The sequence below is a fragment of the Hymenobacter psoromatis genome (assembly GCA_001596155.1).
In the GTDB taxonomy this organism is placed as follows: Bacteria; Bacteroidota; Bacteroidia; order Cytophagales; family Hymenobacteraceae; genus Hymenobacter.
The window spans coordinates 281,952-302,138 of the sequence record CP014771.1; the positions used below are offsets into that span (position 1 = coordinate 281,952).

At 63.5% G+C, this 20,187-nt stretch carries 21 protein-coding genes and 1 pseudogene; 10 read left to right on the forward strand and 12 right to left on the reverse strand.

All coding sequences use genetic code 11. The features are described 5' to 3' along the window. Nucleotides 1-227: 227 nt before the first annotated feature. Nucleotides 228-647, forward strand: a complete 420-nt coding sequence (locus tag A0257_01285; protein AMR25859.1) for a hypothetical protein — start codon at nt 228-230, stop codon at nt 645-647. A 75-nt stretch (nt 648-722) separates the two neighbouring features. On the opposite strand, the gene A0257_01290 is transcribed toward A0257_01285, so the two are convergent. The 4 genes and pseudogenes from A0257_01290 to A0257_01305 form a co-directional block, all read right to left on the reverse strand. After that, the gene (locus tag A0257_01290) at nt 723-1,193 is read right to left on the reverse strand and encodes a pantetheine-phosphate adenylyltransferase (protein AMR25860.1); all 471 of its coding nucleotides are present in this window, start codon (nt 1,191-1,193) and stop codon (nt 723-725) included. A gap of 34 nt (nt 1,194-1,227) precedes the next feature. Further along, complete coding sequence (locus A0257_01295; protein AMR25861.1) at nt 1,228-2,145, reverse strand: hypothetical protein; 918 nt, start codon at nt 2,143-2,145, stop codon at nt 1,228-1,230. 131 nt (nt 2,146-2,276) lie between these two features. Continuing rightward, on the reverse strand, nt 2,277-2,729 hold the full coding sequence (locus tag A0257_01300) for a hypothetical protein (protein AMR25862.1): 453 nt from the start codon (nt 2,727-2,729) through the stop codon (nt 2,277-2,279). Between the two features lie 177 nt (nt 2,730-2,906). Further along, nucleotides 2,907-3,458: pseudogene (locus tag A0257_01305) on the reverse strand (hypothetical protein). 67 nt (nt 3,459-3,525) lie between these two features. Between A0257_01305 and A0257_01310 the strand changes: the two are divergent. From A0257_01310 to A0257_01325, 4 genes are all read left to right on the forward strand, one after another. Beyond that, nucleotides 3,526-3,957, forward strand: a complete 432-nt coding sequence (locus tag A0257_01310; GenBank protein AMR25863.1) for a thioesterase — start codon at nt 3,526-3,528, stop codon at nt 3,955-3,957. Nucleotides 3,958-4,028: 71 nt separating this feature from the next. Next, the gene (locus A0257_01315; protein AMR25864.1) at nt 4,029-4,436 is read left to right on the forward strand and encodes a hypothetical protein; all 408 of its coding nucleotides are present in this window, start codon (nt 4,029-4,031) and stop codon (nt 4,434-4,436) included. A 172-nt stretch (nt 4,437-4,608) separates the two neighbouring features. Beyond that, nucleotides 4,609-6,045 carry an ATP-dependent endonuclease gene (locus A0257_01320; protein ID AMR25865.1) on the forward strand — a complete coding sequence of 479 codons (1,437 nt, stop codon included), beginning with the start codon at nt 4,609-4,611 and terminating at the stop codon, nt 6,043-6,045. Nucleotides 6,046-6,215: 170 nt separating this feature from the next. Further along, a complete protein-coding gene (locus A0257_01325) occupies nt 6,216-6,644 on the forward strand; it encodes a hypothetical protein (protein AMR25866.1) in 429 nt (142 codons plus the stop codon). Between the two features lie 76 nt (nt 6,645-6,720). Here A0257_01325 and A0257_01330 read toward each other — a convergent pair whose 3' ends face one another. Then, nucleotides 6,721-7,098 (reverse strand): hypothetical protein, encoded by a 378-nt coding sequence (locus tag A0257_01330; protein ID AMR25867.1) that lies wholly within the window; start codon nt 7,096-7,098, stop codon nt 6,721-6,723. Nucleotides 7,099-7,278: 180 nt separating this feature from the next. Continuing rightward, nucleotides 7,279-7,800, reverse strand: coding sequence for a cytidine deaminase (locus A0257_01335; GenBank protein AMR25868.1), 522 nt, complete (start codon nt 7,798-7,800; stop codon nt 7,279-7,281). Nucleotides 7,801-7,954: 154 nt separating this feature from the next. Here A0257_01335 and A0257_01340 point away from each other — a divergent pair, with 154 nt between their 5' ends. The 3 genes from A0257_01340 to A0257_01350 are packed head-to-tail and all read left to right on the forward strand — an operon-like array spanning nt 7,955 to nt 11,004. Beyond that, entirely contained in the window at nt 7,955-9,328 is a 1,374-nt protein-coding gene (locus A0257_01340) for a saccharopine dehydrogenase (protein ID AMR25869.1), read from the forward strand. Next, nucleotides 9,328-10,314, forward strand: a complete 987-nt coding sequence (locus A0257_01345) for a hypothetical protein (GenBank protein ID AMR25870.1) — start codon at nt 9,328-9,330, stop codon at nt 10,312-10,314. The genes A0257_01340 and A0257_01345 overlap by 1 nt, the downstream gene beginning before the upstream one ends. A gap of 3 nt (nt 10,315-10,317) precedes the next feature. After that, entirely contained in the window at nt 10,318-11,004 is a 687-nt protein-coding gene (locus A0257_01350) for a hypothetical protein (protein AMR25871.1), read from the forward strand. 205 nt (nt 11,005-11,209) lie between these two features. On the opposite strand, the gene A0257_01355 is transcribed toward A0257_01350, so the two are convergent. The 6 genes from A0257_01355 to A0257_01380 all read right to left on the reverse strand — a co-directional run bounded on the left by A0257_01355 (nt 11,210) and on the right by A0257_01380 (nt 17,786). Next, entirely contained in the window at nt 11,210-11,797 is a 588-nt protein-coding gene (locus A0257_01355) for a hypothetical protein (GenBank protein AMR25872.1), read from the reverse strand. 13 nt (nt 11,798-11,810) lie between these two features. Continuing rightward, the gene (locus tag A0257_01360) at nt 11,811-12,728 is read right to left on the reverse strand and encodes an ABC transporter substrate-binding protein (protein AMR25873.1); all 918 of its coding nucleotides are present in this window, start codon (nt 12,726-12,728) and stop codon (nt 11,811-11,813) included. Nucleotides 12,729-13,263: 535 nt separating this feature from the next. After that, nucleotides 13,264-13,719, reverse strand: coding sequence for a ribonuclease HI (locus tag A0257_01365; GenBank protein ID AMR25874.1), 456 nt, complete (start codon nt 13,717-13,719; stop codon nt 13,264-13,266). A gap of 40 nt (nt 13,720-13,759) precedes the next feature. Continuing rightward, nucleotides 13,760-14,857: a phosphoserine aminotransferase gene (locus A0257_01370; GenBank protein ID AMR25875.1), complete on the reverse strand. Its 1,098-nt coding sequence runs from the start codon at nt 14,855-14,857 to the stop codon at nt 13,760-13,762. 196 nt (nt 14,858-15,053) lie between these two features. After that, a complete protein-coding gene (locus tag A0257_01375; protein ID AMR25876.1) occupies nt 15,054-17,156 on the reverse strand; it encodes a hypothetical protein in 2,103 nt (700 codons plus the stop codon). A gap of 150 nt (nt 17,157-17,306) precedes the next feature. Further along, nucleotides 17,307-17,786: a 3-dehydroquinate dehydratase gene (locus A0257_01380; GenBank protein ID AMR25877.1), complete on the reverse strand. Its 480-nt coding sequence runs from the start codon at nt 17,784-17,786 to the stop codon at nt 17,307-17,309. 111 nt (nt 17,787-17,897) lie between these two features. On the opposite strand from A0257_01380, the gene A0257_01385 reads away from it, so the two are divergent. Both A0257_01385 and A0257_01390 read left to right on the forward strand, forming a co-directional pair. Continuing rightward, a complete protein-coding gene (locus A0257_01385) occupies nt 17,898-18,800 on the forward strand; it encodes a tyrosine recombinase XerD (GenBank protein AMR25878.1) in 903 nt (300 codons plus the stop codon). A gap of 67 nt (nt 18,801-18,867) precedes the next feature. Next, nucleotides 18,868-20,130, forward strand: a complete 1,263-nt coding sequence (locus A0257_01390; GenBank protein AMR25879.1) for a tol-pal system protein YbgF — start codon at nt 18,868-18,870, stop codon at nt 20,128-20,130. The last annotated feature ends 57 nt before the right edge of the window (nt 20,131-20,187 follow it).

A 20,187-nucleotide genomic window follows, 5' to 3' on the forward strand; every position in this document is an offset into this window, starting at 1 on the left:
CCCGCCTTACCCTACCCTAACGCCGGCGGGCACCGATTTGTGCCCCCGGCAGCGGGCACAACATCCGGCCGCCAAATGCAGTATAGCCTAATCAGCTGGCCTTTCGGGCCGCTTTTGCGGCTTTCCTCTCCTCACACTACTTCCTTTTCCTTATGGCTGCCCGCCCCACGACCGCATCTGCCGGCCCCACCCTCACCCCCGAACGAAATGGTGTCCGCTTTGGCGTCATGACCGGGGCAGTGCTCTGCGTTTATACGCTGCTAGCCGCCCTGTTCGGCTTTTTCTCGCACATTGAAGCCGGTAGCCTCGACGTGCTTATTCTGGTGCTGGGCTCGGTGCTGGCCATTCGGAACCTGCGCCAGGTGCGGGGCGAGCAAATGCCCTACCTCGGGGGCTACGGCACTGGCATCGTGACCGCGCTGGTGGCTTCCGTTATCCTGGGCCTGTTTTTTATTATTATTTCGACTATTATGCCTAAGTCCTTGGACCTGACGCAGGTAGAAAATCTATTTGGTTTCGACCTCTCGATAGTAGTCGCTTTTCTGGCCATTATCCTCATGGGCAGCATGACAGGTGTTATCACCTCGCTCATCGCCATGCAGTATTTCAAAGTGGACTCCATCGACCCACTGAAAATAATGGAATAAAGCCTCGGCTTACCCTACGCAAAAGCCCCTTGGTTCGCAAAGAACCGGGGGGCTTTTGCGTTAAGAGCCAGGCAGCTACGCCGGCTTGGGAGGGGGTAGGGCGAACGGCACGAACGGCGTCACGTCGCCGCCGTAGCGGTGAATATCGCGCACGATGGTGCTGCTGATGGCCGCCAGCGTGGGTGCCGTGAGCAGCGACACCGTTTCCAGCTCGGGATAAAGCAGGCGATTGGCCTGGCCGATGCTGTTTTCGTACTCAAAATCGAGCGTATTGCGCAGGCCACGCAGCAAGTAGCGCGCGCCAGTGGCGCGGGCAAATTCCACCGTTAGGCCCTGGTAGCTGCGCACCGACACGCGCGGCTCGTTCTGAAACAAGGCTTCGAGCTGCGCCATCATCCAGTCGAGGGGTAGGTAGCGCTGCTTGCTGCTATTGGTGCCCAGGGCAATAATTACCTCATCGAACAGCCCCGCGCCGCGCCGCACCATGTCGAGGTGGCCGGTGGTAAACGGGTCGAAGGAACCGGGAAAAAGGGCGATTTTTTTCATGAAATTGGAGCGCCGCCGCGTCCTGGGTCAACAGCTATTCGCAATAAACCAGGCTGAACAAGTCGAAATGCCGGTAGTCGGCCACCTCATTCAGGTAATAAAAATACTGCACCCCAAAAGGCCGCGCCCCAAAGCGCAGGTGGCGCACGTAGGTGCCAAGCAGCGCAAATGTGGCCGAGTCGCTGGTCAATTCGCCCCAAATAGTCACCGGGTCGCGGTCGGGGTTCAGGCCCAGCTCCTGCATCACCAGGATAACGTAGTAGGCCACATCCTCGGCCGTGCTCACGGCAAAGGTGTTGCAAAACTCCAGCTGCGGGCCCAGCACCACGGCCGTCAGCTCCTGCTCGGCCAGGCTGAGGTAGAGCTGGCGCGGCGTGGTGCCGCGCTGGTGCAGCAGGCCCGCCAGCAGGGCGCTGGTGGCGGGCAGCAGCCGCGCGCTGGGCCCGTGCGCCGTGTAGAGCCAGTGCGACAAGTCGTGGCGCGCCGCGAAAATGCTCACGATGTCGGTGGCCGGCGCGGGCAGGGGTAGGGCGTAGGCCAGGGCCTCCTCGGTGGGGGCCAGCGCGTGGTGCGGGCGCAGGTAGGCGTTCTCGTCGCCGGGCCGGTAGAGGGGCGCGGGCAGCAGCGTGCTGGCCGTGCCCGCCAGCGCCAGCCGCAGCCGTGCCCAGCCGGCGTGGCCCAGCAGCGGGTGGGTGGCCGCGGCCGCGGGCAGGTCGGCCAGGCCCGCGAGCGGCTGGTCGTCGAAGGCCACTATTTTTTGGCGGGCCACGTCCAGCGCCGCCACGCGCAGCCTGGTAGGCCCGGCCAGGGCATAGAGGTGGTAGGCCGTGGGGTTCGCGAGGTCGAAGGTGTCGTCGCGGAGGCTTACCGCGGCGGGGGCGGGTAGGATAGGGGTGGTAGGCACGGCCGGCAAAGATAAGTTTTTGGGACCGGGTTGGTAGAAGTAGCCCACGCTTTCAGCTTCTTATCTGAGTAAGTTGCTGAAAATCAGAAATAAGTATGCTTGCAATTGCTCTGTCAGCGGCCGCCCTATCCCCTTGTCGGGCCTGAAGGCCACGCCCTGGCGAACCCCACGCGCTGCGGCTAGGCATTCAGCAGCACCTGGGGCACGAATACGTCGTCGGTACTCAGCAGCCCGCGCAGTATCGGGTGGACCTGGGCGGGCGGCAGGGCCAGCAGCTGGCGCGGCGTGAGCCAGGCCAACTCGCTGAGCAGCTGGCTATCGGGGGCGTGCTCGGGGTCGTGGCCCAGGCGGGGGGTAGCGGTGGGGTCTTCGGCCGTTACTTCAAAAAACAGCTCCAGCGCCTGCAGCGCATCGCGCCGAAACTCGTGCAGGTGCAGCTGCCGGCCCACCCGCACGGCCAGCCCGGTTTCTTCCTGAAATTCGCGTACCAGCGCCTCTTTCAAGCTCTCACCGAAGGCCCAGCCCCCGCCTGGCGGCGACCAGAACGTGGCCCCATTGGGTAGCAAGCCCCGGTGGGCCGCCAGCAAAATGGTGCCCTGGCGCACCAGCAGCCCCCCCACGCGCACGCGCACCAGTCCGTTATAAGGAGTTAGCAAAGAGCTATTTGAGTCAGATTCGGCACCGGGCATAAAGGCGATATTAGTTCAGGGATAGGGTTGCCTTTACGCAAACCCGCCTGCTGCGGGTGTCGCACCCGGCCCGCCTACCCCCACCTGCCGGGCCAGCGCCCGCCGCTGCTGCCAGCGCCGCAGCCGGCTCGCCAGGAACACCAGCAGCCCCACGGCCAGCCCCGCCGCCACCAGCGGCAGCAGCAGCGTAAGGAGCGTGCCGACTATCGCCAATATATTTTCCAGCGTCGCAAACAGCGGGTTGGCCAGCCCGCCGGTGGTGGCCGTGGAGCCCGCCCGCAGCAGCGCCGTGCTGCCCTGCACCAGCCCCGCCGCGCCGCCGCCTACTAAGATGCCCAGCGTCCAGCGTAGCGTCGGGTCGAGGTGCGTGAGCGAGGATGTCATCAATAAAGTGCCCGCGATGAAGGAGGCCGGCGTAGTCAGCGTATCCAGCAAATGGTCGAAAAGCGGCACGTAGTAGCCCAGCAATTCGGCCACGGTGGCCGTAGCCAGCACCACTAGGGCCGTCCAGGAGCTGAGCCAGTCGAAGCCCGGCGAGCTGGGCAGCCAGCCCAGCCGGTGCGCCACGCTGGCAGCCAGCAGCGGCACAAATACCCGAAAGCCGCTGCACGCGGCCAGCCCCAGGCCCAGCGCGCCGGCTACGAGGTACTGCATAGTCGAAACGTGTTCCATCAGCAAGAGGGGGGTAGGGGGCGGAAGGGCCGGTAAGGTACGCCCTGCCGGTATCTTTGAGCGACTTATGCCCGCTGCTACCCCCCTCCCCGCCCTTGACCTCGAAACCCGCATTCGCGAAAAGCTCAAGGGTCAACACTTTATGCACCTCATTGGCGCCGACCTTACCCGCATCGAGCCCGGCCGCGTGGAGGCTGAGCTGGCGCTGGGCCAGCAGCACCAGCAGCAGCGCGGCTTTGCCCACGGCGGCCTGGTAGCCACGATGGCCGACCTGGTGGCCGGCTTTGCCGCCATTACGCTCGTGCCCGAGGGGGTAGGGGTGGTGACGTCGGACTTGAAAGTGAGCTACCTCAACCCCGGCGTGGGCCAGCGCATCCGGGCCATCGGCTGGGTGTTGAAAGCCGGCCGGCGGCTGCACTTCTGTGAAGCCGAGGTGTGGTGTGATAATGTGCTGATTGCCAAAGCGTCGGCCACGATGGCGGTGATTGACGCCGTATGAGTGTCTTGAACCTACTCCCAGGCCCTGGTTACACCCGCGTATTTGAGAATCCCGAAGGAGGCTTCGTGGATATGCACGAAAACCACGGCAAGCAGGAAAGCCGTCAGAACCTGCCCATTGCGCTGTTTCTCGCAGCGCGGGGCGAATGCGTATGCGTATGCCTGCTGGGAATAGCCGACGAGCCACACGTAAAATCGCCCGATGCCACCCGCAACGGCGTGGTATGGGAATTTAAAATCCCCGAAGGCCGCACCGAAAACGCCATTGATAAAGCCCTGCGCGATGGCAGCCGGCAAGCCAGCCGCATTCTCATTCAACTACCCGCCGACTTCAACCGGGACTTTTTGGAGAGCGGTATTTATAACCGTACACAACGTGCCAAAGTCTTGTTAGAAATAGTGGTGCTGCTGGAGGATAGGCTATATGTTTTTAGTCGCAGCGCGATAATTACCAATGCTTTTCGCGGTGTAATACCCTAAAAAAATAGGGACACCTCATGCACGAGGTGTCCCTTGGTAGGGCCCAGGCTTGCACCCAGGCCTAAGACGCGGCCAGTGGCTTTGTCCTGCACAAATATACATAGTACCGGCTCATTAAGTTCGCTGGCAAAAGCAGGCTAATTTTACCGCAATTCATTATCCCCTATCGTTCGTGCTCTCTACCCGATTCCCTTCCGTTCGCGATTATTTTCCCTTCGAGCCGACCGACGACCAGGCGACGCTGTTCGGGCAGCTCGATGAGTTTTTGCGCGACCAGCTGCCGGGGCGCAAGGTGTTTGTGCTGCGCGGCTACGCTGGCACCGGCAAAACCACCGTCGTGAGCGCCCTCGTGCAGTGGCTGGCCCGGATGCAGCGCCGCTACGCGCTCATGGCGCCCACCGGCCGCGCCGCTAAGGTGATGAGCGCCTACGCCGGCGTGCCGGCCAGCACCATCCACAAAAAAATATACCGCCAAACCAGCGGCGCGCCCAGCGAACGCCTCAGCTTCACGCGCCAGCCCAACCGCCAGGAGGAAACACTTTTCATTGTGGATGAGGCATCTATGATTTCCGATGAGAAGGCTTTTGGCGAAAATGGCCTGCTCGACGATTTGATGGGCTTCGTGTTTGAGCGTAGCACCAACCGGCTGCTGCTCATCGGCGACACGGCGCAGCTGCCGCCGGTGGGCCAGCTGCTGAGCCCGGCCCTCGACCCCGAGCTGCTGGCCCACCGCTTCCGGGCGCGGGTGGAGGGCGTGGAGCTGCGCCAGGTGATGCGCCAGGCCGAGGCCTCGGGCATCCTGGTGAATGCCACCGAGTTGCGCGAAGAATTGCGGGAGGAAGCGCCCAATATTCAGCTGCATACCAAGGGTTTCAAGGACATGTTTAAGATGGGCGGCGACAAGCTGGAGGACGGCCTGCGCTGGGCCTACCGCAACTTCGGGCACGAGAACACGACCATCATTTGCCGCTCCAATCGCAATGCCAACCAGTACAATCAACTCATCCGGCGCACGCTGTTTGATGCCGAGGAGGAGATTGAGGCGGGTGACTATATTATGGTGGTGCGGAATAACTATTTCTGGCTGCCCAAGGACTCAGAAATTGGCTTTTTGGCTAATGGCGACTTCCTGGAAATCACCAAGATAATTCGGCGCGAAGAAGTCTTTGGCTGCCGCTTTGCCCAGGCGCGGGTGCGGCTCGTGGACTACCCCGACGAGCCGGAGTTAGAAGTAAAGCTGCTGCTCGACACGCTGCACACCGAAACGCCCTCGCTGCCGCGCGACCAGAACGAGAAGATGTACCAGGCAATCCTGGCCGACTACGCCCACCTCACCAAAAAGGCCGAGCGCAACGCCGAAATGCGCAAAGACCCGTACCTCAACGCGTTGCAGATAAAATTTGCCTACGCCCTCACCTGCCACAAGGCGCAGGGCGGCCAGTGGCAGGCCGTGTTCGTGGACCACGGCTTCATTAAGCCCGACGAGCCGGTGGGCGGCGAGTTTGCGCGCTGGCTCTACACGGCCATCACGCGGGCGTCGGAGCGGCTGTTTTTGCTCAATTTTCAGCGGCGGCTGCTGGCCAGCGGCGAGGCGGTGGAGGAAGAGTAGCGTGCGCCAAAAAAGTGGGGGTAGGGAATTCAATTGCCACCGTTCGGGTTTGCCCGGCGAGTGCCTTCACTCAGCCTCCAGCCAGCGGCGCTAATTTGGCCGTAGTTTTGCCAACGCTGCCTCGGCACGTAAATTTGCTTTTATTCCTCAACTCCTTCTTACTCACCATCATGACTAAAATGCTGCTGTTGGCCCTGGGCCTCACGTTCGCCGGTACCGCCGCCCACGCCCAGACCATGAAGCCTGCCAAAATGGCTAAGGCCGCTGGTCCCCAAATCGAGTTTATGGAAGTGAAGTACGACTTCGGCTCCATCAAACAGGGCGATATCGTGGACCACACGTTCAAGTTTAAGAACACCGGCACCCAGCCGCTCGTGATTTCCAACATCGGCGTGAGCTGCGGCTGCACCACGCCTTCGTGGACCAAGGAGCCCGTGCAGCCCGGCAAAACCGGCACTATCTCGGCCAAATTCAACTCGGCCGGCAAAATGGGTATGCAGACCAAAGTGCTGACCATCGACTCGAACTCGGCCGCCGGCAGCACCACCGTTTCGCTGGTGGGCGAGGTGAAAGAAGCCGCTACGGCTTCGAACAAGTAAGCCCTACCCCTCCAAAAAAGGCGAGCCGACCACTGTGGTCGGCTCGCCTTTTTTAGGGGTTTTTGCGAAGCGAAAGCTACATCTTGCTCACCGCAAAGAGCAGCCGCGCCCAGCCCGCAATCAGCAGCAGCCCGCCCAGCGGGGCCACCGCCCCAAACTTGGTGATGCCCGTGAAGCAGATGGCGTAGAGCGAGCCGCTGAAAATGACGATGCCTGCGGTCCAGAGCAGCGCGGCTGTGTCGAGGCCGCGTAGGTCGGGCCGGACCACGGCCAGTACGCCCACCGCCAGCAGCGCCAGCAGGTGGTAAAACTGGTAGCGCACGGCCGTTTCGAAGGTTTCGAGGCGGCCGCTGGCTTCGAGCATGGGCCGCAGCGCGTGCGCCCCGAAGGCTCCGATGGCCACGGTGAGCGCGCCCAGCACGGCGGCAATTTGGAGAATGAGACGAGCGGACATGGGGTAGGGAGAGTATAAATCGACCACAAAGAACGTCATTCCGAACTTGCCGAGGAATCTCGCGTGGGGTAGTAGCTCAATCGTTTAACGGTATTGATTACTACCCCACGCGAGATTCCTCGGCAAGCTCGGAATGACGTTCTGTTGATAGTTCATCTATTTCTGTGCGCTGCTGACCGCTCAGGCCCGCGGCGGCAGGGCGTCGGCCGCGAAGTAGAACGGCAGCAGGTCGGCCAGCCGCTCGAAGCGCAGAATGGTGCCCGCCTCGCTGGGCAGCAGCAGCCAGATGGGCTGGCCCTGGCGCAGCTCATATTCCAGCATCACCTGGCGGCAGGCCCCGCAGGGCAGCGCGGGCCGGAAGTCGCCGTCGGCCGGCCGGCCGGCCACCGACATGCCGATGATGCGCGGCGGGGGGGTAGGGCGGCCGCCCGCCAGCCCAAACAGCGCCGTGCGCTCGGCGCACAGGCCGGAGGGGTAGGCGGCGTTTTCCTGGTTGGTGCCCTGCACCAGGGTATCGTCGGCGAGCAGCAGCGCGGCCCCCACGTGGAAGTGCGAGTAGGGCGCGTAGGAGTGGTCGGTGGCGGCGCGGGCGGCGTCCCACACCCGGCGCTCGGTGGGCGAGAGCTGGGCGGGCGTGGCCAGCTCCTCGTAGCTGAGGCTGAGGTGGCGGCGGGTGGGCAAATTGGAAGGAGCGGAGGCCATTGCGGCAAGAATAAAAATGGGGCGACAAAGAAAGCGAGAAATCGGATAAGAATATGGAATTTAGAAGTTGGAAGGAAGGCGGAGGGATTTTTTTGGCCGTAATCCTGCTCCCTCCTGCCCGCTTTCAACTTTCCCTGCGGCTACTTTTGCCCGCATGACTCCTCCTACCCGCCTCTTATTGCTGGGCGCCGGCCGCTCGGCCTCGGTGCTGATGCAGTACCTGCTGCGCCACGCGCCGGCCGAGCGCTGGTTTCTGACCGTGGCCGACGCCATGCCCGCCCACCTGGCCCCGGTGCTGGCCGCGCACTCGCAGTACGCCCGCGCCGTGCCGTTCGACGTGCAGGACGCCGCCCGGCTCGACCAACTGGTAGCCGAAGCTGACCTCGTAATTTCGATGCTGCCGGCCGCGTTTCACCCGCTGGTGGCGCGCGCCTGCCTGCGCCACCGCCGCCACCTGGCCACGGCCAGCTACGTGAGCCCCGAAATCGGTGCCCTGCACGAGGAGGCCGCCGCCGCGGGCCTGGTCTTTTTGATGGAATGCGGCCTCGACCCCGGCCTCGACCACATGTCGGCTATGCAGATTATCAACAACTTGAAGAGCCAGGGCGGGCGGCTGACGAGCTTCACCTCGTACTGCGGCGGCCTGCTCGACCCCGCCTCGGAAGGTGACAACCCCTGGCGCTACAAGTTTACCTGGAACCCGCGCAACGTGGTACTGGCCGGCCAGGGCGGCCCGGCCCGTTATCTCCAAAATGGTCAGGAAAAACTCTTGCCCTATGAGGAGTTGTTTGGCCAGGCCGAAACGCTGGCGGTGCCCGGCCACGGCCACTTCGAAGGCTACGCCAACCGCGACTCGCTCACCTACCGCGAGTTATATGGGCTGGCCGATATCCAGACCATGCTGCGCGGCACCCTGCGCCGCCCCGGCTACTGCGGGGCCTGGCAGGCACTCGTGACGCTGGGCCTCACCAACGACAGCACGCCGCTGGGCAACCCCGCCGAGCAGCCGTGGCAGGAGCTGGTGGCCCGGCACCTGCCTACCCCCATTGCGCCGGCCGATGTGGCCGCCGCCGTGGCGCGGCAGCTGGGCCTCGACCCCCACGGCCCCGAGCTAACGCGCCTGGCCTGGCTGGGCCTCTTCACCGAGCGCCCCGTGGGCCTGGCCAACGCCACAGCCGCCCAGCTGCTGGAGCACCTGCTGGCCGAAAAATGGCAGCTCCAGCCCCACGACCGCGATATGATAGTGATGCAGCATCAGTTTGACTATGAGCGGGAAGAGAATAATTATCAACTCATTTCTTCCCTGGTGGTGACGGGCGACGACGCGACTCACACCGCGATGGCCAAAACCGTGGGCTTGCCCCTGGGCATGGCCGTGCGCCGCCTGGCGCGGGGCGAAATTGCCGGCCGCGGCGTCGTTATCCCAACCACGCCCGACCTCTACGAACCGATTTTACAAGAATTAGCGGCCGACTACGGCATTACCTTTTCGGAGGAAGAAATCCCTACCCCCCGCTCCGTCGCTTAATGCCCACTACCACCGCCACTTCGCGTGGACTAAGTGCCCTGCGCGCTTACCTTACCCTGCGCCTGCGCCTGCTGGGCCGGCTGCTGCATGAAATTGGCTGGCTGCGGCTGGCGCTGGTGGTGCCTATGTTGAGCCTGGGGTTGTTGCAAGTACTGGCCGCGTTGCGCGGGCTGCCGTGGGCCGCCTGGCTGGCCCCGCCGCTGGTGGCCTGGTCGCTGCTAGGGGCTCACCGGCAGCGGGCCGATGCGCAGTTTCTGGCCACTACCGCGCCGGGATTTCGGCCGTGGGTGGCCGCCGAGTATGGGCTGTTGGTGCTGCCGGTGGCGCTGGGGCTGCTGGCCGTGCAGGCGGCGGGGCCGGCCGTGCTCCTGCTAGTGCTGGCCCCGCTGGTGGCCTGGGTGCCGCCGGCCCGCCCCGATAGCCCTACCCGGCACCGCTGGCGCAGCCTTTTTCGCAGCGAGGCATTTGAGTGGGTGAGCGGAATGCGGGCGACCAAAGGACTGATAATCTGGCCGCTGCTGGTGGGGTTGGCCGCCTGGCAGCGGGCCTCGCCGCTGGCACCAGTATTGGCGCTGGTGGCGTGGCTGCTGGTGGTGCTGGCCTGCTACGGCGAGCCCGAGCCAGTGACCATGCTGGCGCTAGCGGCCCGCACGCCCCGGCAGTTTTTGCGGCGGCGGCTGGCGCTGGGGCTGGGCTACGCGGCGGCCACGGCCGCGCCGTTCTGGCTGCTGCTGGGGGTAGGGCCGGCGGGCGGCGGCGCGGCGCTGGCCGTGGCGCTGTTTTGGCTGGCGCTGGTGGCGCTGCTCATTTTAACCAAATACGCGTTTTATCCCAATGCCACCCACATGCGCACCACGCAGGGGCTGGTGCTGGCCATCGGCCTAGGCGGGGCCTGGCACCCCGCCTACCCCCCGCTGATGCTGGCAATCGCCGGGGGCCTGGTGTGGCAAAGCCGCCGCCGGCTGCGGGCAATAATAGGAGCTTAATTTATGCTTGAATTAATCGATATTCACAAAGCCTACGGCCGCCACGAAGTGCTGCGCGGCGTGAGCCTGGCGCTGCGGCCGGGCAGCATCCACGGCTTGGTGGGGGCCAACGGCGCGGGCAAAACGACGCTTATCAATTGCCTTTACGGGCTGGAAAGCGGCTATACGGGCACCGTACGCGCGCCCGGCCCGGTGCGTGACATCACCGGCCTGCTGCCCTACGAACCGTACTTCTACCCCCGCCTCACGGGGCGCGAGTACGTCGCGTTCTGCCTGCAAGCAAGGAAGAGGCCCGTGCCCGATTTGCGGCCCTGGAACCAGCTGCTGGAGCTGCCCCTCGACCAATACGCCACCGACTACTCGGCCGGCATGAAGAAAAAGCTGGCCCTGCTGGCACTCCTGGTGCAGGATTTTGCCTTTCTCATTCTCGACGAGCCCTTCAACGGCCTCGACCTCGAAGCCAACCTGCTGCTCAAAGAAATGCTCAAGCGCCTGCGCGAGCGCGGCACCGGCATCCTGCTCACCTCGCACATCCTGGGCACGCTCACCGAAATCGCCGACGAAGCTACCGTGCTGGTGGGCGGCCACGTGCAGCGCCACTACTCAGCCGCCGAATTCGATACCCTCGAAGCCGACCTGCTGGCCGCCCTGCACGGCGAAAAGCTGGCCCAGCTGGCTGCCCTGCTGTAGCGCTGATTCTGCGAATCCGCGCGTGAGAATGCCTGGCTGCTCCCACGCGCGGATTCGCAGAATCCGCGCTACAAATCCAAATAAAACCCCGCTAGCAGCGCCTCAAAATCTGCCGAATACGCCAAGCCATCGGCTTCCTTAATAACCACCTCCATTTCGGCCACGGTCGCCGCCGCCGCGCGCCCAAACTGCCCGATAACCCGCGTCACGCGCCCGCCCGGCCGGTGCCGCACCTCCAGCCGCGCCTGGGGGGTAGGCCCGCCGCCTGCGCCACTTGCGCGAAATGCCCCATTTCGGGCGGCGGCAGCAGCACCGTGAGCGTGCCCGCCGGTGCCAGAAACGCCGCCGCGAAGGCCGCTATTTCGGCAAACGTCAGTGACGTCTCGCCCGCGTGGCGCGCCGTGGCGCGGGCCGCATCGGGTGGGGCCAGGCTGCGCCGAAAAAACGGCGGATTGCAGATAATGTGGCTGAAAATGGGGGGTAGGGCCGCCGCGTAGGCCGCCAGACTCAGCGGCCGCACCCAGATGCGGCCCGCCCACGGGCTCGTCGCCACGTTGGCCGCCGCCTGGGCCGCCGCCGCGGGGTCAATTTCAATCGCTTCGATGGTGGCCGCAGGTGCCCGCTGCGCCATCATAAGGGCCAGCAAGCCGGTGCCGGTGCCAATATCCAACACGCGGGTCGCGCCGGTGAGGTCGATGGCCGCGCCGAGCAGGCAAGCGTCGGTGCTCACCTTTTGAGCGCAGTCGCTTTGGTCGATGCGAAACTGCTGAAACTGGAAGTAGTCGTTGGGCACGGCCGGGCGCGGGCTACGCGCCGCGCAGCAACTCGTTGGTGAAGAGGGGGTAGGAGTTTATCTTTTCATCCTCCAACTCATTAGCAATCAGCCAATCCAGGAAAGCAGTTACCCGCTCCTCCGTCATCGTGCCCCAAGTCGCCTCGTCGCCGTAGTAGGGCGCGGTGTAGTCCTGGCTCCGCCGGATGTCCACGCGCTCGGCGTCGCGCAGCGGCACGTGGCTGGTCAGGATTTCGGTGGCCCGCGCCGGGTCGGCCTGGGCAAATAAATAGCCTCTTTTAGTTGCTTGCAGAAACGCCCGGTACGCGGCCGCGTGCTGGTCGAGCAGCGGGCGGGTCGTGAGCAGCACCGGCGAGTAGCCGTAGGGAATGCCGTAGTCGGCCAGCCGAAACTTGGTCAATTCCACCCCGTTCGCCTCGGCCTCAATGCCTTCCCAGTTGTCAAAAATCCAGGTGGCATCGGCCGCGCCGGTCAGCAGCGTCTCCCAGATGCCGAGCTTCGGCGGGTAGCTCAGGTGCAAGTTGCCCGCGCCGCCGTCGTTGCTAACGAGCTGCTGCACAATCTTATCTTCATAGCGCGCCTGGTACGAGGCGTAGGTGCGACCGTCGAGGTCGCGGGGCCGCGTCAGGCCGCTGCTCGTCAGCACCGCCACCGAGCTAATATCCGCTTGCAGCAGCGCGGCCACCGCCACGGCCGGCACGGGGTTCGCTTTGGTATTCAGGCTGATAACGCTTTCAAAGGGCGCGATGGCAAAATCGGCCGCGCCCGTTTCCAGCTTCTTGGCGGGCGTGGTGGCGTAGTTGTCGGTGGCGGGGCTCAGTAGGTTTACGGTGAGGCCCGCCTCGGTATAATAACCTAGCTCCTGAGCCACGAAAAAGCCGGTGTGGTTGGTGTTAGGTGTCCAGTCGAGGGCCACGGTGAGGGTAGGCATGGTGCTTGGGGCTGTAATGGTTAAACGCAGTGAATAGGCCGATTTTCTTGAAATTCAGCCGCTGTTTTGGCAAGTAGTACCGCTTGGCGAGGCTACTTTTGCCAATCGCGTTAGGTATGTCCCCCAGCTGTAACGGTTTCTCTTAAAAAGAGGAAACCCCGGCTGCAGCAAACAGACCGGGGTTTCAGAAGTGTGGGGGTTTTAGTGCAACCCTTTACTTCAATCGAAACATGAAAAAGGACAGCACGCGTTCGGGGTTTGAATTGACATTCAAGCTCCGAATACCCTCCGAGCTAACTAAATGGCTCGTGGGGCTTTTGATGAGTGGCGGTGCCATAACGGCCGCCGTTCATTGGATTAGTTAGGGTAAGGAGTTGGGTCGCAAGGCTCAGCCCCTTATTTGCTGACAACTGTTGCAACAAATGTACGTAATCTTACTAATCTTGGTGCTAGTTAATTAATAGTTGCGGGAAGTTAGTTTCTAGATGCGGGCGGATGATTAAGTAACAAGTATAGTTTTTTTCGGCTTGCTGAGTTACCCCAGCGCCTCGTACCCCTCATCCACCAGCAGCCCCCGGCCCAGCGCGCTTTGCACGGCCAGCACGTCGCAGCGCTCGTTTTCGGGGTGGCCGGCGTGGCCTTTTATCCACTTAAACGACACCTTGCGCTGCTCGTAGATGCGCAGGAAGCGGCGCCACAGGTCCTCGTTGGCCTTCTTGCCGAAGTCGGGCTTTTTTACCCAGTTGAAAACCCACTTCTTCTCCACGGAATCGACCACGTATTTCGAGTCGGACACGACCAGAATCGGGATTTCGGGGCGCGTCACGGCTTCCAGGCCCACAATCACGGCCAGCAGCTCCATGCGGTTGTTGGTGGTGCGGCGGAAGCCCTGGGAAATTTCCTTTTCGTGGGGGCCGTAGCGCAGGATGGTGCCGTAGCCGCCGGGGCCGGGGTTGCCGCGGCTGGAGCCGTCGGTGAAGAGCGTAATCAAGTTTGGAAGGGGGTAGGGAAGAAGTGCGGCAAGCTTCAGCTTACCGCATTTCCTGGCGAATACTCTCGAAAAACTGCACCAGCGCCTCAAACGCCGCATCCGGCACGGCCGGGAAGTTGGCGATGCGCAGGCTGGTGGCCTTGTGGTCGCCGTAGCCCGAGCCCAGCTGCAGGCCGGCCTCGTCGCGGGCGCGGCGCTTCACTTCCTCAATGACCGCGGGCGGCCCTTGCAGGCCAATGACGGTGGTCGAGCGCGCCTCGGGGTTTTCGACCAGCGGCCGCAGGCCCAGCGGCTGCACCTGCTCGAAGTAGTCGTAGAGCTTCTGGGCGCGCTCGCTCAGGTGCGGGGCGATGACTTTGATGGGCTCGCGGGCTTGCAGCACCCGGCTCAACAGGTAGATGCCCAGCACGTTGGGCGTGTGCGTGGTCTGGTAGTTGAGCATCTGCTTCACCAGGCTGTTGAGGCTGTTGTAGTGCGCGTTGTCGCCCACCTCGCGGGCGCGGGCCACGGCGCGCGGCGACAGCACCATGATGCCCAGGCCGGCCGGCAGCCCCAGGCACTTCTGCACCGAGCCGTACCACACGTCGGCCTTGATAAACTTGAGCGCTACCCCCCCCAGCGACGACGTGGCATCGACGGCCAGCAGCGCCGGCCCCAGGCGGTTGAAGATGTTGAGAATGAAGTTGTCGCGCAATTGCGTGGCGGTGCTCGTCTCGTTCTGCGTGAGGCACACGAGGTCGGTTTCCTCGGGGTTGAAGGGCAGGGTAGCCGGGTCGGGCACGTCGTTGATATCAAACTTTAACCCAGTGCAGCCGGGCCGCAGGGCGCGGGCATAGTCGAACCACTTCTGCCCAAACGAGCCGTTGTAGAGGTGAAACGAGCGGCGCGGCGTCAGGCTCTGGGTCAGGATTTCCCAGCACTCGGTAGCCGACGAGGTGAACAGGATGGTATAGTCTTGCGGGATGTTGATCTTGAGGCGGGCCTGGTCGAGGCACAGGCGCACCAGCGCCGTGAAGCGCTCGGAGCGGTGCGGCGCCGACAGCCAGCCCTCCTCAAAAGCGTCGGCCAGGTACTGGCGCACGTCGGGGTACACGGCTGAAGGGCCAGGGTTGAAAGTATAAGTCGGAAGGGTTGCCATGCGGCAAAGATATTGGTAATGGGCGGTGGGAGTAGTGGGTAATGGGAGGAATGAGAGCGGGGGTAGTGGGAGTGATAAAAGAACGTCATGCTGACGAAGGAAGCATCTCTACCGCGTAACTAACCTCTAACACTTAAGATTACTAACGCGGTAGAGATGCTTCCTTCGTCAGCATGACGTTCTTTTATTATCCCCATTACTCCACCACCAGCCGCAGGTAGCCGCGCCCCGCGCCGCCGTCCCACTCCACTATGTAGAGGCCCGCGGGCACCCCGGCCAGCGGCAGGTCGAAGGCCGCCTGGCCCACTGGGCCAGTGGCGCTGGCCACGCAACGGCCGGTGGCATCGAGCAGGCGCACGTGCGCGGCAGCATCAGTTGCCAACGGGCCACTCAGGCGCACGAGGCGGGCGGCCGGGTTGGGGTAGGCGGCCAGCATGGTGGCGGCCGTAACGGCCGCCACCGGCGAGTAAGCCACGCGGCCATCGAGGTCCATTTGGCGCAGGCGGTAGTAGCGGGTGCCGGCCAGCGGACGCGCATCGAGGCTGGCATATTGGCGGGGGGTAGGGCTGCTGCCGGCGGCGGCCACGCGCGCCACCTCCTGCCAGGTGCCGGCCGTCGGGTCGTCCTGGCTTTCGACCACGAAGGCCAGGCTGCCCGCCTCCGTGGCGGTGGCCCAGCTCAGGCGCGTCCCCTGGCCGGGCTGGTAGCGCGCCGCGAAGGCCATGAGCACCACCGGCAGCGGTTGCGGGCTGGCCATGAAGGCCGGGTTATTGCAGCGCTCGGCCGCTGTGGTACCCACGCTGTAGCCAATCACGTTATTGCCGGCTGCTACGTCGATGCTCATATCGAGGGCGCGCTTGAGCTGGCCATTGGCAATGGCATAGTGCATTACGGCGTTCGGCGAGATAATATGCGTGAGCTGCTCGCCGTGGCCCAGCTCGTGCAGGGCTATGCTTTGAAAGTCGAATTCCGTGTTGCTCGGGGTTTGAGCGGTAAAATTCCAGGTGTAGCCCGGATAGGGAACCGGTGCATAGGCATAATCGGTTTCCGTCACCTGCCAGTTGAGCGGCCCACTATTCACCGAGCAGCCCGAGTAATAGGAGTTGGTGACGCCAAGCACCCCAGCTGGCAATTCAGCCGAGCCCGCGAAGCGCACTACGCTCACACTGTTGGCCTTCGTAATGTCGGCGGGCGGGCTGGCAGGGGTAGCAGCCGTCCGGTTCATGGCCGTTTGATTGCGCCAGGAAGCTATTGCCAGTTCAAAGGGCGCTTTAGCGGCGGCCGGGAAGCTGGCGGCGTATTGCAGCGAATAGCCTCCGCTGCCATCGGGGCTGATGAGGTGCACCCGGTACGTATTGCCCGCATTAACCACGTTGAGGAGGGCATACGTCACGGTGAGGGGGGTAGGGCTGGTGGCTATCAGGCTGCCGCTGTTGTCCAGGGCTACCTGGAAGGCACCCGTGCCGGCCGGATGGCCGGCAGCACTGTAAGAAGGAACCCGCACCTGAATCTGAGAGTCGCTCCAGCTTAGGTAGTCGTTGGCCAGAGGCTGTGTATAGGTTGCCCCGCCATCATCGGCATTGGCAAACTGCACGAAGCCAGTGCCTTGCGTAGTGCCAAACCCTGACCCGCTGATGGTGAGCACGCCCGTGGTGCTGGTAGTAGTGGTGGTGCTGGTGCCAGCCGTAACGACGCTGGGCGAAAAGCTGCTGATGGTGGGCGCAGCAATGCCCAGCGGCCCGGCCGCGGTGCGCGCTGCGCGCCGCTGGGTCGCGGCGGCAAGGCCGGCATTGGGCACGACATTGCGGTAGCTGACGCCGGTTTGGGCGGCCAGCGCGCCGTAGAGTGCGCCGCCGATGCTGGCGTAGCGCCCAAACGGCTCGCTGGCCATGAGCGTGGCCAGGTTGTACTCGATGAAGCCCTGCGGCCCGGCGTAGGCGCGGCGCTCGCCCGGCAGGTTGGGGTCGGCTTCCAGAAAAAAGATGCCCTGCTGGCCGGTTTGCAGCGCCAGGCTGCCGCTCACTACCTCGCCCTGCTCGCCCAGGAAGCCGCCCGGCGTCAGCACGCTGAGCGGGCCGGCCGGCAACTGCCCCCGAAATACCTTATATACTTCCAGCACGTGGCGCGTCACGAGGTGGCCATTGGGGGCGCGCTCGGGCTGCTGGCTGGCCACGCGGGCCTCTACTACCAGGGCAGCTTGCGCCGTGCGCTGGGCCAGCGGCACGGGTACCAGCATACAGCCCTGCGCGCGCAGCAGCTGAGGGGCTGCCAGGCAGCACAGCAAAAATACCGGGTGCAAAAATCGAAGTAACGGGTAGGGCATAAGGATAAAGTATGGACGTAGTATTCTGTCAAAAATACTAGCCTAATACCCTCACTGGCCCCATCATATGGGGTAGAATGCAATATTATCCCGCGCTTATGCACGCCGCCTTCCCTACCCCCCCGCTCAGCGGCGGAAGCCCACCGGTCGCGGCCGCTGGCTGAGCAGGTAGTGCAGGGCCAGCCGGTAGCTTTCGAGCCCGAAGCCCGCGATGCTGCCCACGCAGTGCTTACCGATGTAGCTGACGTGGCGGAAGTCCTCGCGCCCCGCCAAGTTGCTGAGGTGCACCTCAATAACGGGCAGGCCCGCGCCGGCCACGGCGGCCACGGCGTCGCCCAGCGCCACGCTGGTGTGCGTGAAGCCGCCCGCATTCAGCACCACGGCCTGGCTGGCGGCCTCGCTACCCCCCTCGCCCCAGCCGGCCGCCGCGTGCAGGCGGTCGAGCAGAGCGCCTTCGTGGTTGCTCTGGAAGGCAGTGAGGCTGAGGTCGGGAAAGCTAACCTGCAACTCGGGCAGAAAATCGTCGAACGAGCGCGTGCCGTAGATGTGCGGCTCGCGGCGGCCCAGCAGGTTGAGGTTGGGGCCGTTGAGGATAAGAATGTTCATGAAGCAGGAAGTAGCGCGAACTTTGTAGTTCGCGTCCCCGCGCCGTTTGGCTGATGCTAACGGCGCGAGGACGCGAGCTACAAAGTTCGCGCTACTTCTGTTGAGTTCCTTATGCTAACCTGGCCGCAAGCTATTAAACAATTCGACGGCTACCTGCGCCTGGAAAAGTCGCTCTCACCCAACTCGGTGGAGGCCTACCGGCGCGATGTGCGCAAGCTGCACCAGTGGCTGGAGCTGGAAAACCTGAAGGCCAGCCCGCTGCAAGTGACCACGCGGCTGCTGCGCGATTTTCTGGCCACGCTCACCGAGTTGGGATTATCGGGCACGTCGCAGGCGCGCACGCTGTCGGGAATCAAGGCTTTCTATGAGTTTCTCCTCATGGAAGACCTGCTCAAAATCGACCCCACCGACACGCTGGAGTCGCCCAAAGCCGGCCGCCATTTGCCCGACACGCTGTCCTACCCCGACATTGAGAGCCTGCTGGCCGCCATCGACCTGAGCACCAGCGAGGGCCTGCGCAGCCGCGCTGTGCTGGAAGTGCTGTACTCGTCGGGCTTGCGCGTGAGCGAGTTATGCGATTTGAAGCTCTCAAATCTCTACTTTGAGCAGGGCTTCATGCGGGTGCTGGGCAAGGGCAACAAGGAGCGGCTGGTGCCCATTGGGCGCGAGGCCGTGAAGCACCTGCACTTTTACCTGGGCGGCGTGCGCCAGCACCTCACCGTGCAGCCGGGCGCCGAGGACCTGGTGTTTCTGAGCATGCGGGGCCGGCAGCTGTCGCGCATCACGGTGTTCACCGCCATCAAAAAGCTGGCCGAGCTGGCAGGCCTGCGCCAAACCATCAGCCCGCACACGCTGCGGCATTCCTTCGCTACCCACCTGCTGGAGGGCGGGGCCGACCTGCGCGCCGTGCAGGAAATGCTGGGCCACGTCTCCATCACGACCACCGAGATTTACACCCACCTCGACCGCGATTACCTGCGGCAGGTCATCACCGAGTTTCACCCGCGCAGCTAAGGGGGGTAGGGCTAACTAAATGAAAGCCCGCGCGCGAAATTTAGGATTTTATCGCTTTCTTTGATAGATGATAAAGTTGCTTACTCTAAGAAGGTGGTTGGCCAGCGGCAGTCTGCTGCTGGTGTTGCTGCTGGGCAGCCGGCCGGCCGCGCAAGCGCAAACGGTGCCAATTATGCCTAATGTCGGGCTCGATAGCGTGCAGGTAGCCCCGCAGGCCGTGGATATTTCGGGCTGGCTGCTCCTCGATAAAGACATTCAGCTAGAGCTGGGAGGCGCGGTGCAAAATATGTACAATTTCAAGTTTGATAAGGCTAATAAGCAGTTTCGCTCGCTGCGCCGGCGCTATCCTCAGCACCCGATGGCGTATTTCCTGCTGGGCATGAGCACCTGGTGGAAAATAATGCCCACCGGCCCCGCCGATACTCGCTACGACAAGACCTTCCTGGCCTACATGGACACGGCCCAGACCAAGGCCGAAGCCCTCTACCGGGCCGACGCGCACAACTACGAGGCCTGTTTTTTTCTGGCGGGGGCCTATGGCCTGGAGGCGCGCCTGCACGCCGAGCGCCACGACTGGCGCAAGGCCACGGTGGCCAGCCGCCGCTCGCTCAACTACTTGCAGAAGAGCCAGGAAGCCAATGGCTTAAGCAGCGAATTTCTGTTTGGCCAAGGCTTGTTTAATTACTATGCCGAGTGGATAAGCGACGAGCACCCCTGGCTGCGGCCGGTGCTGTTTTTCTTTCCGAAGGGCAACCGCGCGCTCGGGCTCGCCCAGCTGCGGCAAGTCAGCCAAACGGCCTTCTACACTAGTAATGAGGCGAAGGTATATTTGATAGATATCCTGGGTGGCGCGCGCGAAAAGCAGTCGGCGGCGGCCTGTGAGCTGGCCCGGCAGCTGAGCGCGCAGTTTCCCGATAATGCTTATTTTCAGCTCCGCTACGCCCGACTGACGTTCGAGCTGGGTCGGTTCGAGGAAAGCGAGGTGGCTTGCCGGTCGCTGCTGAGCAAGTACGCCAGTGGCCAGGTGGGCTACGAGGCTTATAGCTGCCGGCCGGCGGCCTATATCCTGGGCTATCTGATGCAGCAAAAATACCACGACCCGGCCCAGGCCAAGGAATACTACCAGCGCTGCGTCGTGTACTCCGAGCAGGCGGGCATGACCAAGCGCGGCTACTACATTTTTGCCCAAAGCAGGCTGGCCCGCCTGGCCCTGAACGAGCAGGACGTGCCCGCCGCCCACCGCTACTACCGCCTCATCGTGGAGCAGGCCGACACCGGCGAGCAGGAGTACAAGGAGGCGCGCGCCTGGCTGCGGGCTCACCGGCAGTAGGCAAGTAGCGCAAAGTTTCCACTTCGTGCGTGAGCGCCGGCGAACAGGCGGGACCGG

Bases quoted from the DNA above. Each gene is read 5' to 3' on its own strand.
- A0257_01315 (AMR25864.1), top strand. From the start codon at position 4,029: ATGCACGAAAACCACGGCAAGCAGGAAAGCCGTCAGAACCTGCCCATT.
- A0257_01335 (AMR25868.1), bottom strand. From the start codon at position 7,800: ATGGCCTCCGCTCCTTCCAATTTGCCCACCCGCCGCCACCTCAGCCTC.
- A0257_01370 (AMR25875.1), bottom strand. From the start codon at position 14,857: ATGGCAACCCTTCCGACTTATACTTTCAACCCTGGCCCTTCAGCCGTG.
- A0257_01345 (AMR25870.1), top strand. From the start codon at position 9,328: ATGCCCACTACCACCGCCACTTCGCGTGGACTAAGTGCCCTGCGCGCT.
- A0257_01380 (AMR25877.1), bottom strand. From the start codon at position 17,786: ATGAACATTCTTATCCTCAACGGCCCCAACCTCAACCTGCTGGGCCGC.
- A0257_01285 (AMR25859.1), top strand. From the start codon at position 228: ATGACCGGGGCAGTGCTCTGCGTTTATACGCTGCTAGCCGCCCTGTTC.
- A0257_01330 (AMR25867.1), bottom strand. From the start codon at position 7,098: ATGTCCGCTCGTCTCATTCTCCAAATTGCCGCCGTGCTGGGCGCGCTC.
- A0257_01290 (AMR25860.1), bottom strand. From the start codon at position 1,193: ATGAAAAAAATCGCCCTTTTTCCCGGTTCCTTCGACCCGTTTACCACC.
- A0257_01310 (AMR25863.1), top strand. From the start codon at position 3,526: ATGCCCGCTGCTACCCCCCTCCCCGCCCTTGACCTCGAAACCCGCATT.
- A0257_01340 (AMR25869.1), top strand. From the start codon at position 7,955: ATGACTCCTCCTACCCGCCTCTTATTGCTGGGCGCCGGCCGCTCGGCC.
- A0257_01390 (AMR25879.1), top strand. From the start codon at position 18,868: ATGATAAAGTTGCTTACTCTAAGAAGGTGGTTGGCCAGCGGCAGTCTG.
- A0257_01385 (AMR25878.1), top strand. From the start codon at position 17,898: ATGCTAACCTGGCCGCAAGCTATTAAACAATTCGACGGCTACCTGCGC.
- A0257_01350 (AMR25871.1), top strand. From the start codon at position 10,318: ATGCTTGAATTAATCGATATTCACAAAGCCTACGGCCGCCACGAAGTG.
- A0257_01325 (AMR25866.1), top strand. From the start codon at position 6,216: ATGACTAAAATGCTGCTGTTGGCCCTGGGCCTCACGTTCGCCGGTACC.
- A0257_01360 (AMR25873.1), bottom strand. From the start codon at position 12,728: ATGCCTACCCTCACCGTGGCCCTCGACTGGACACCTAACACCAACCAC.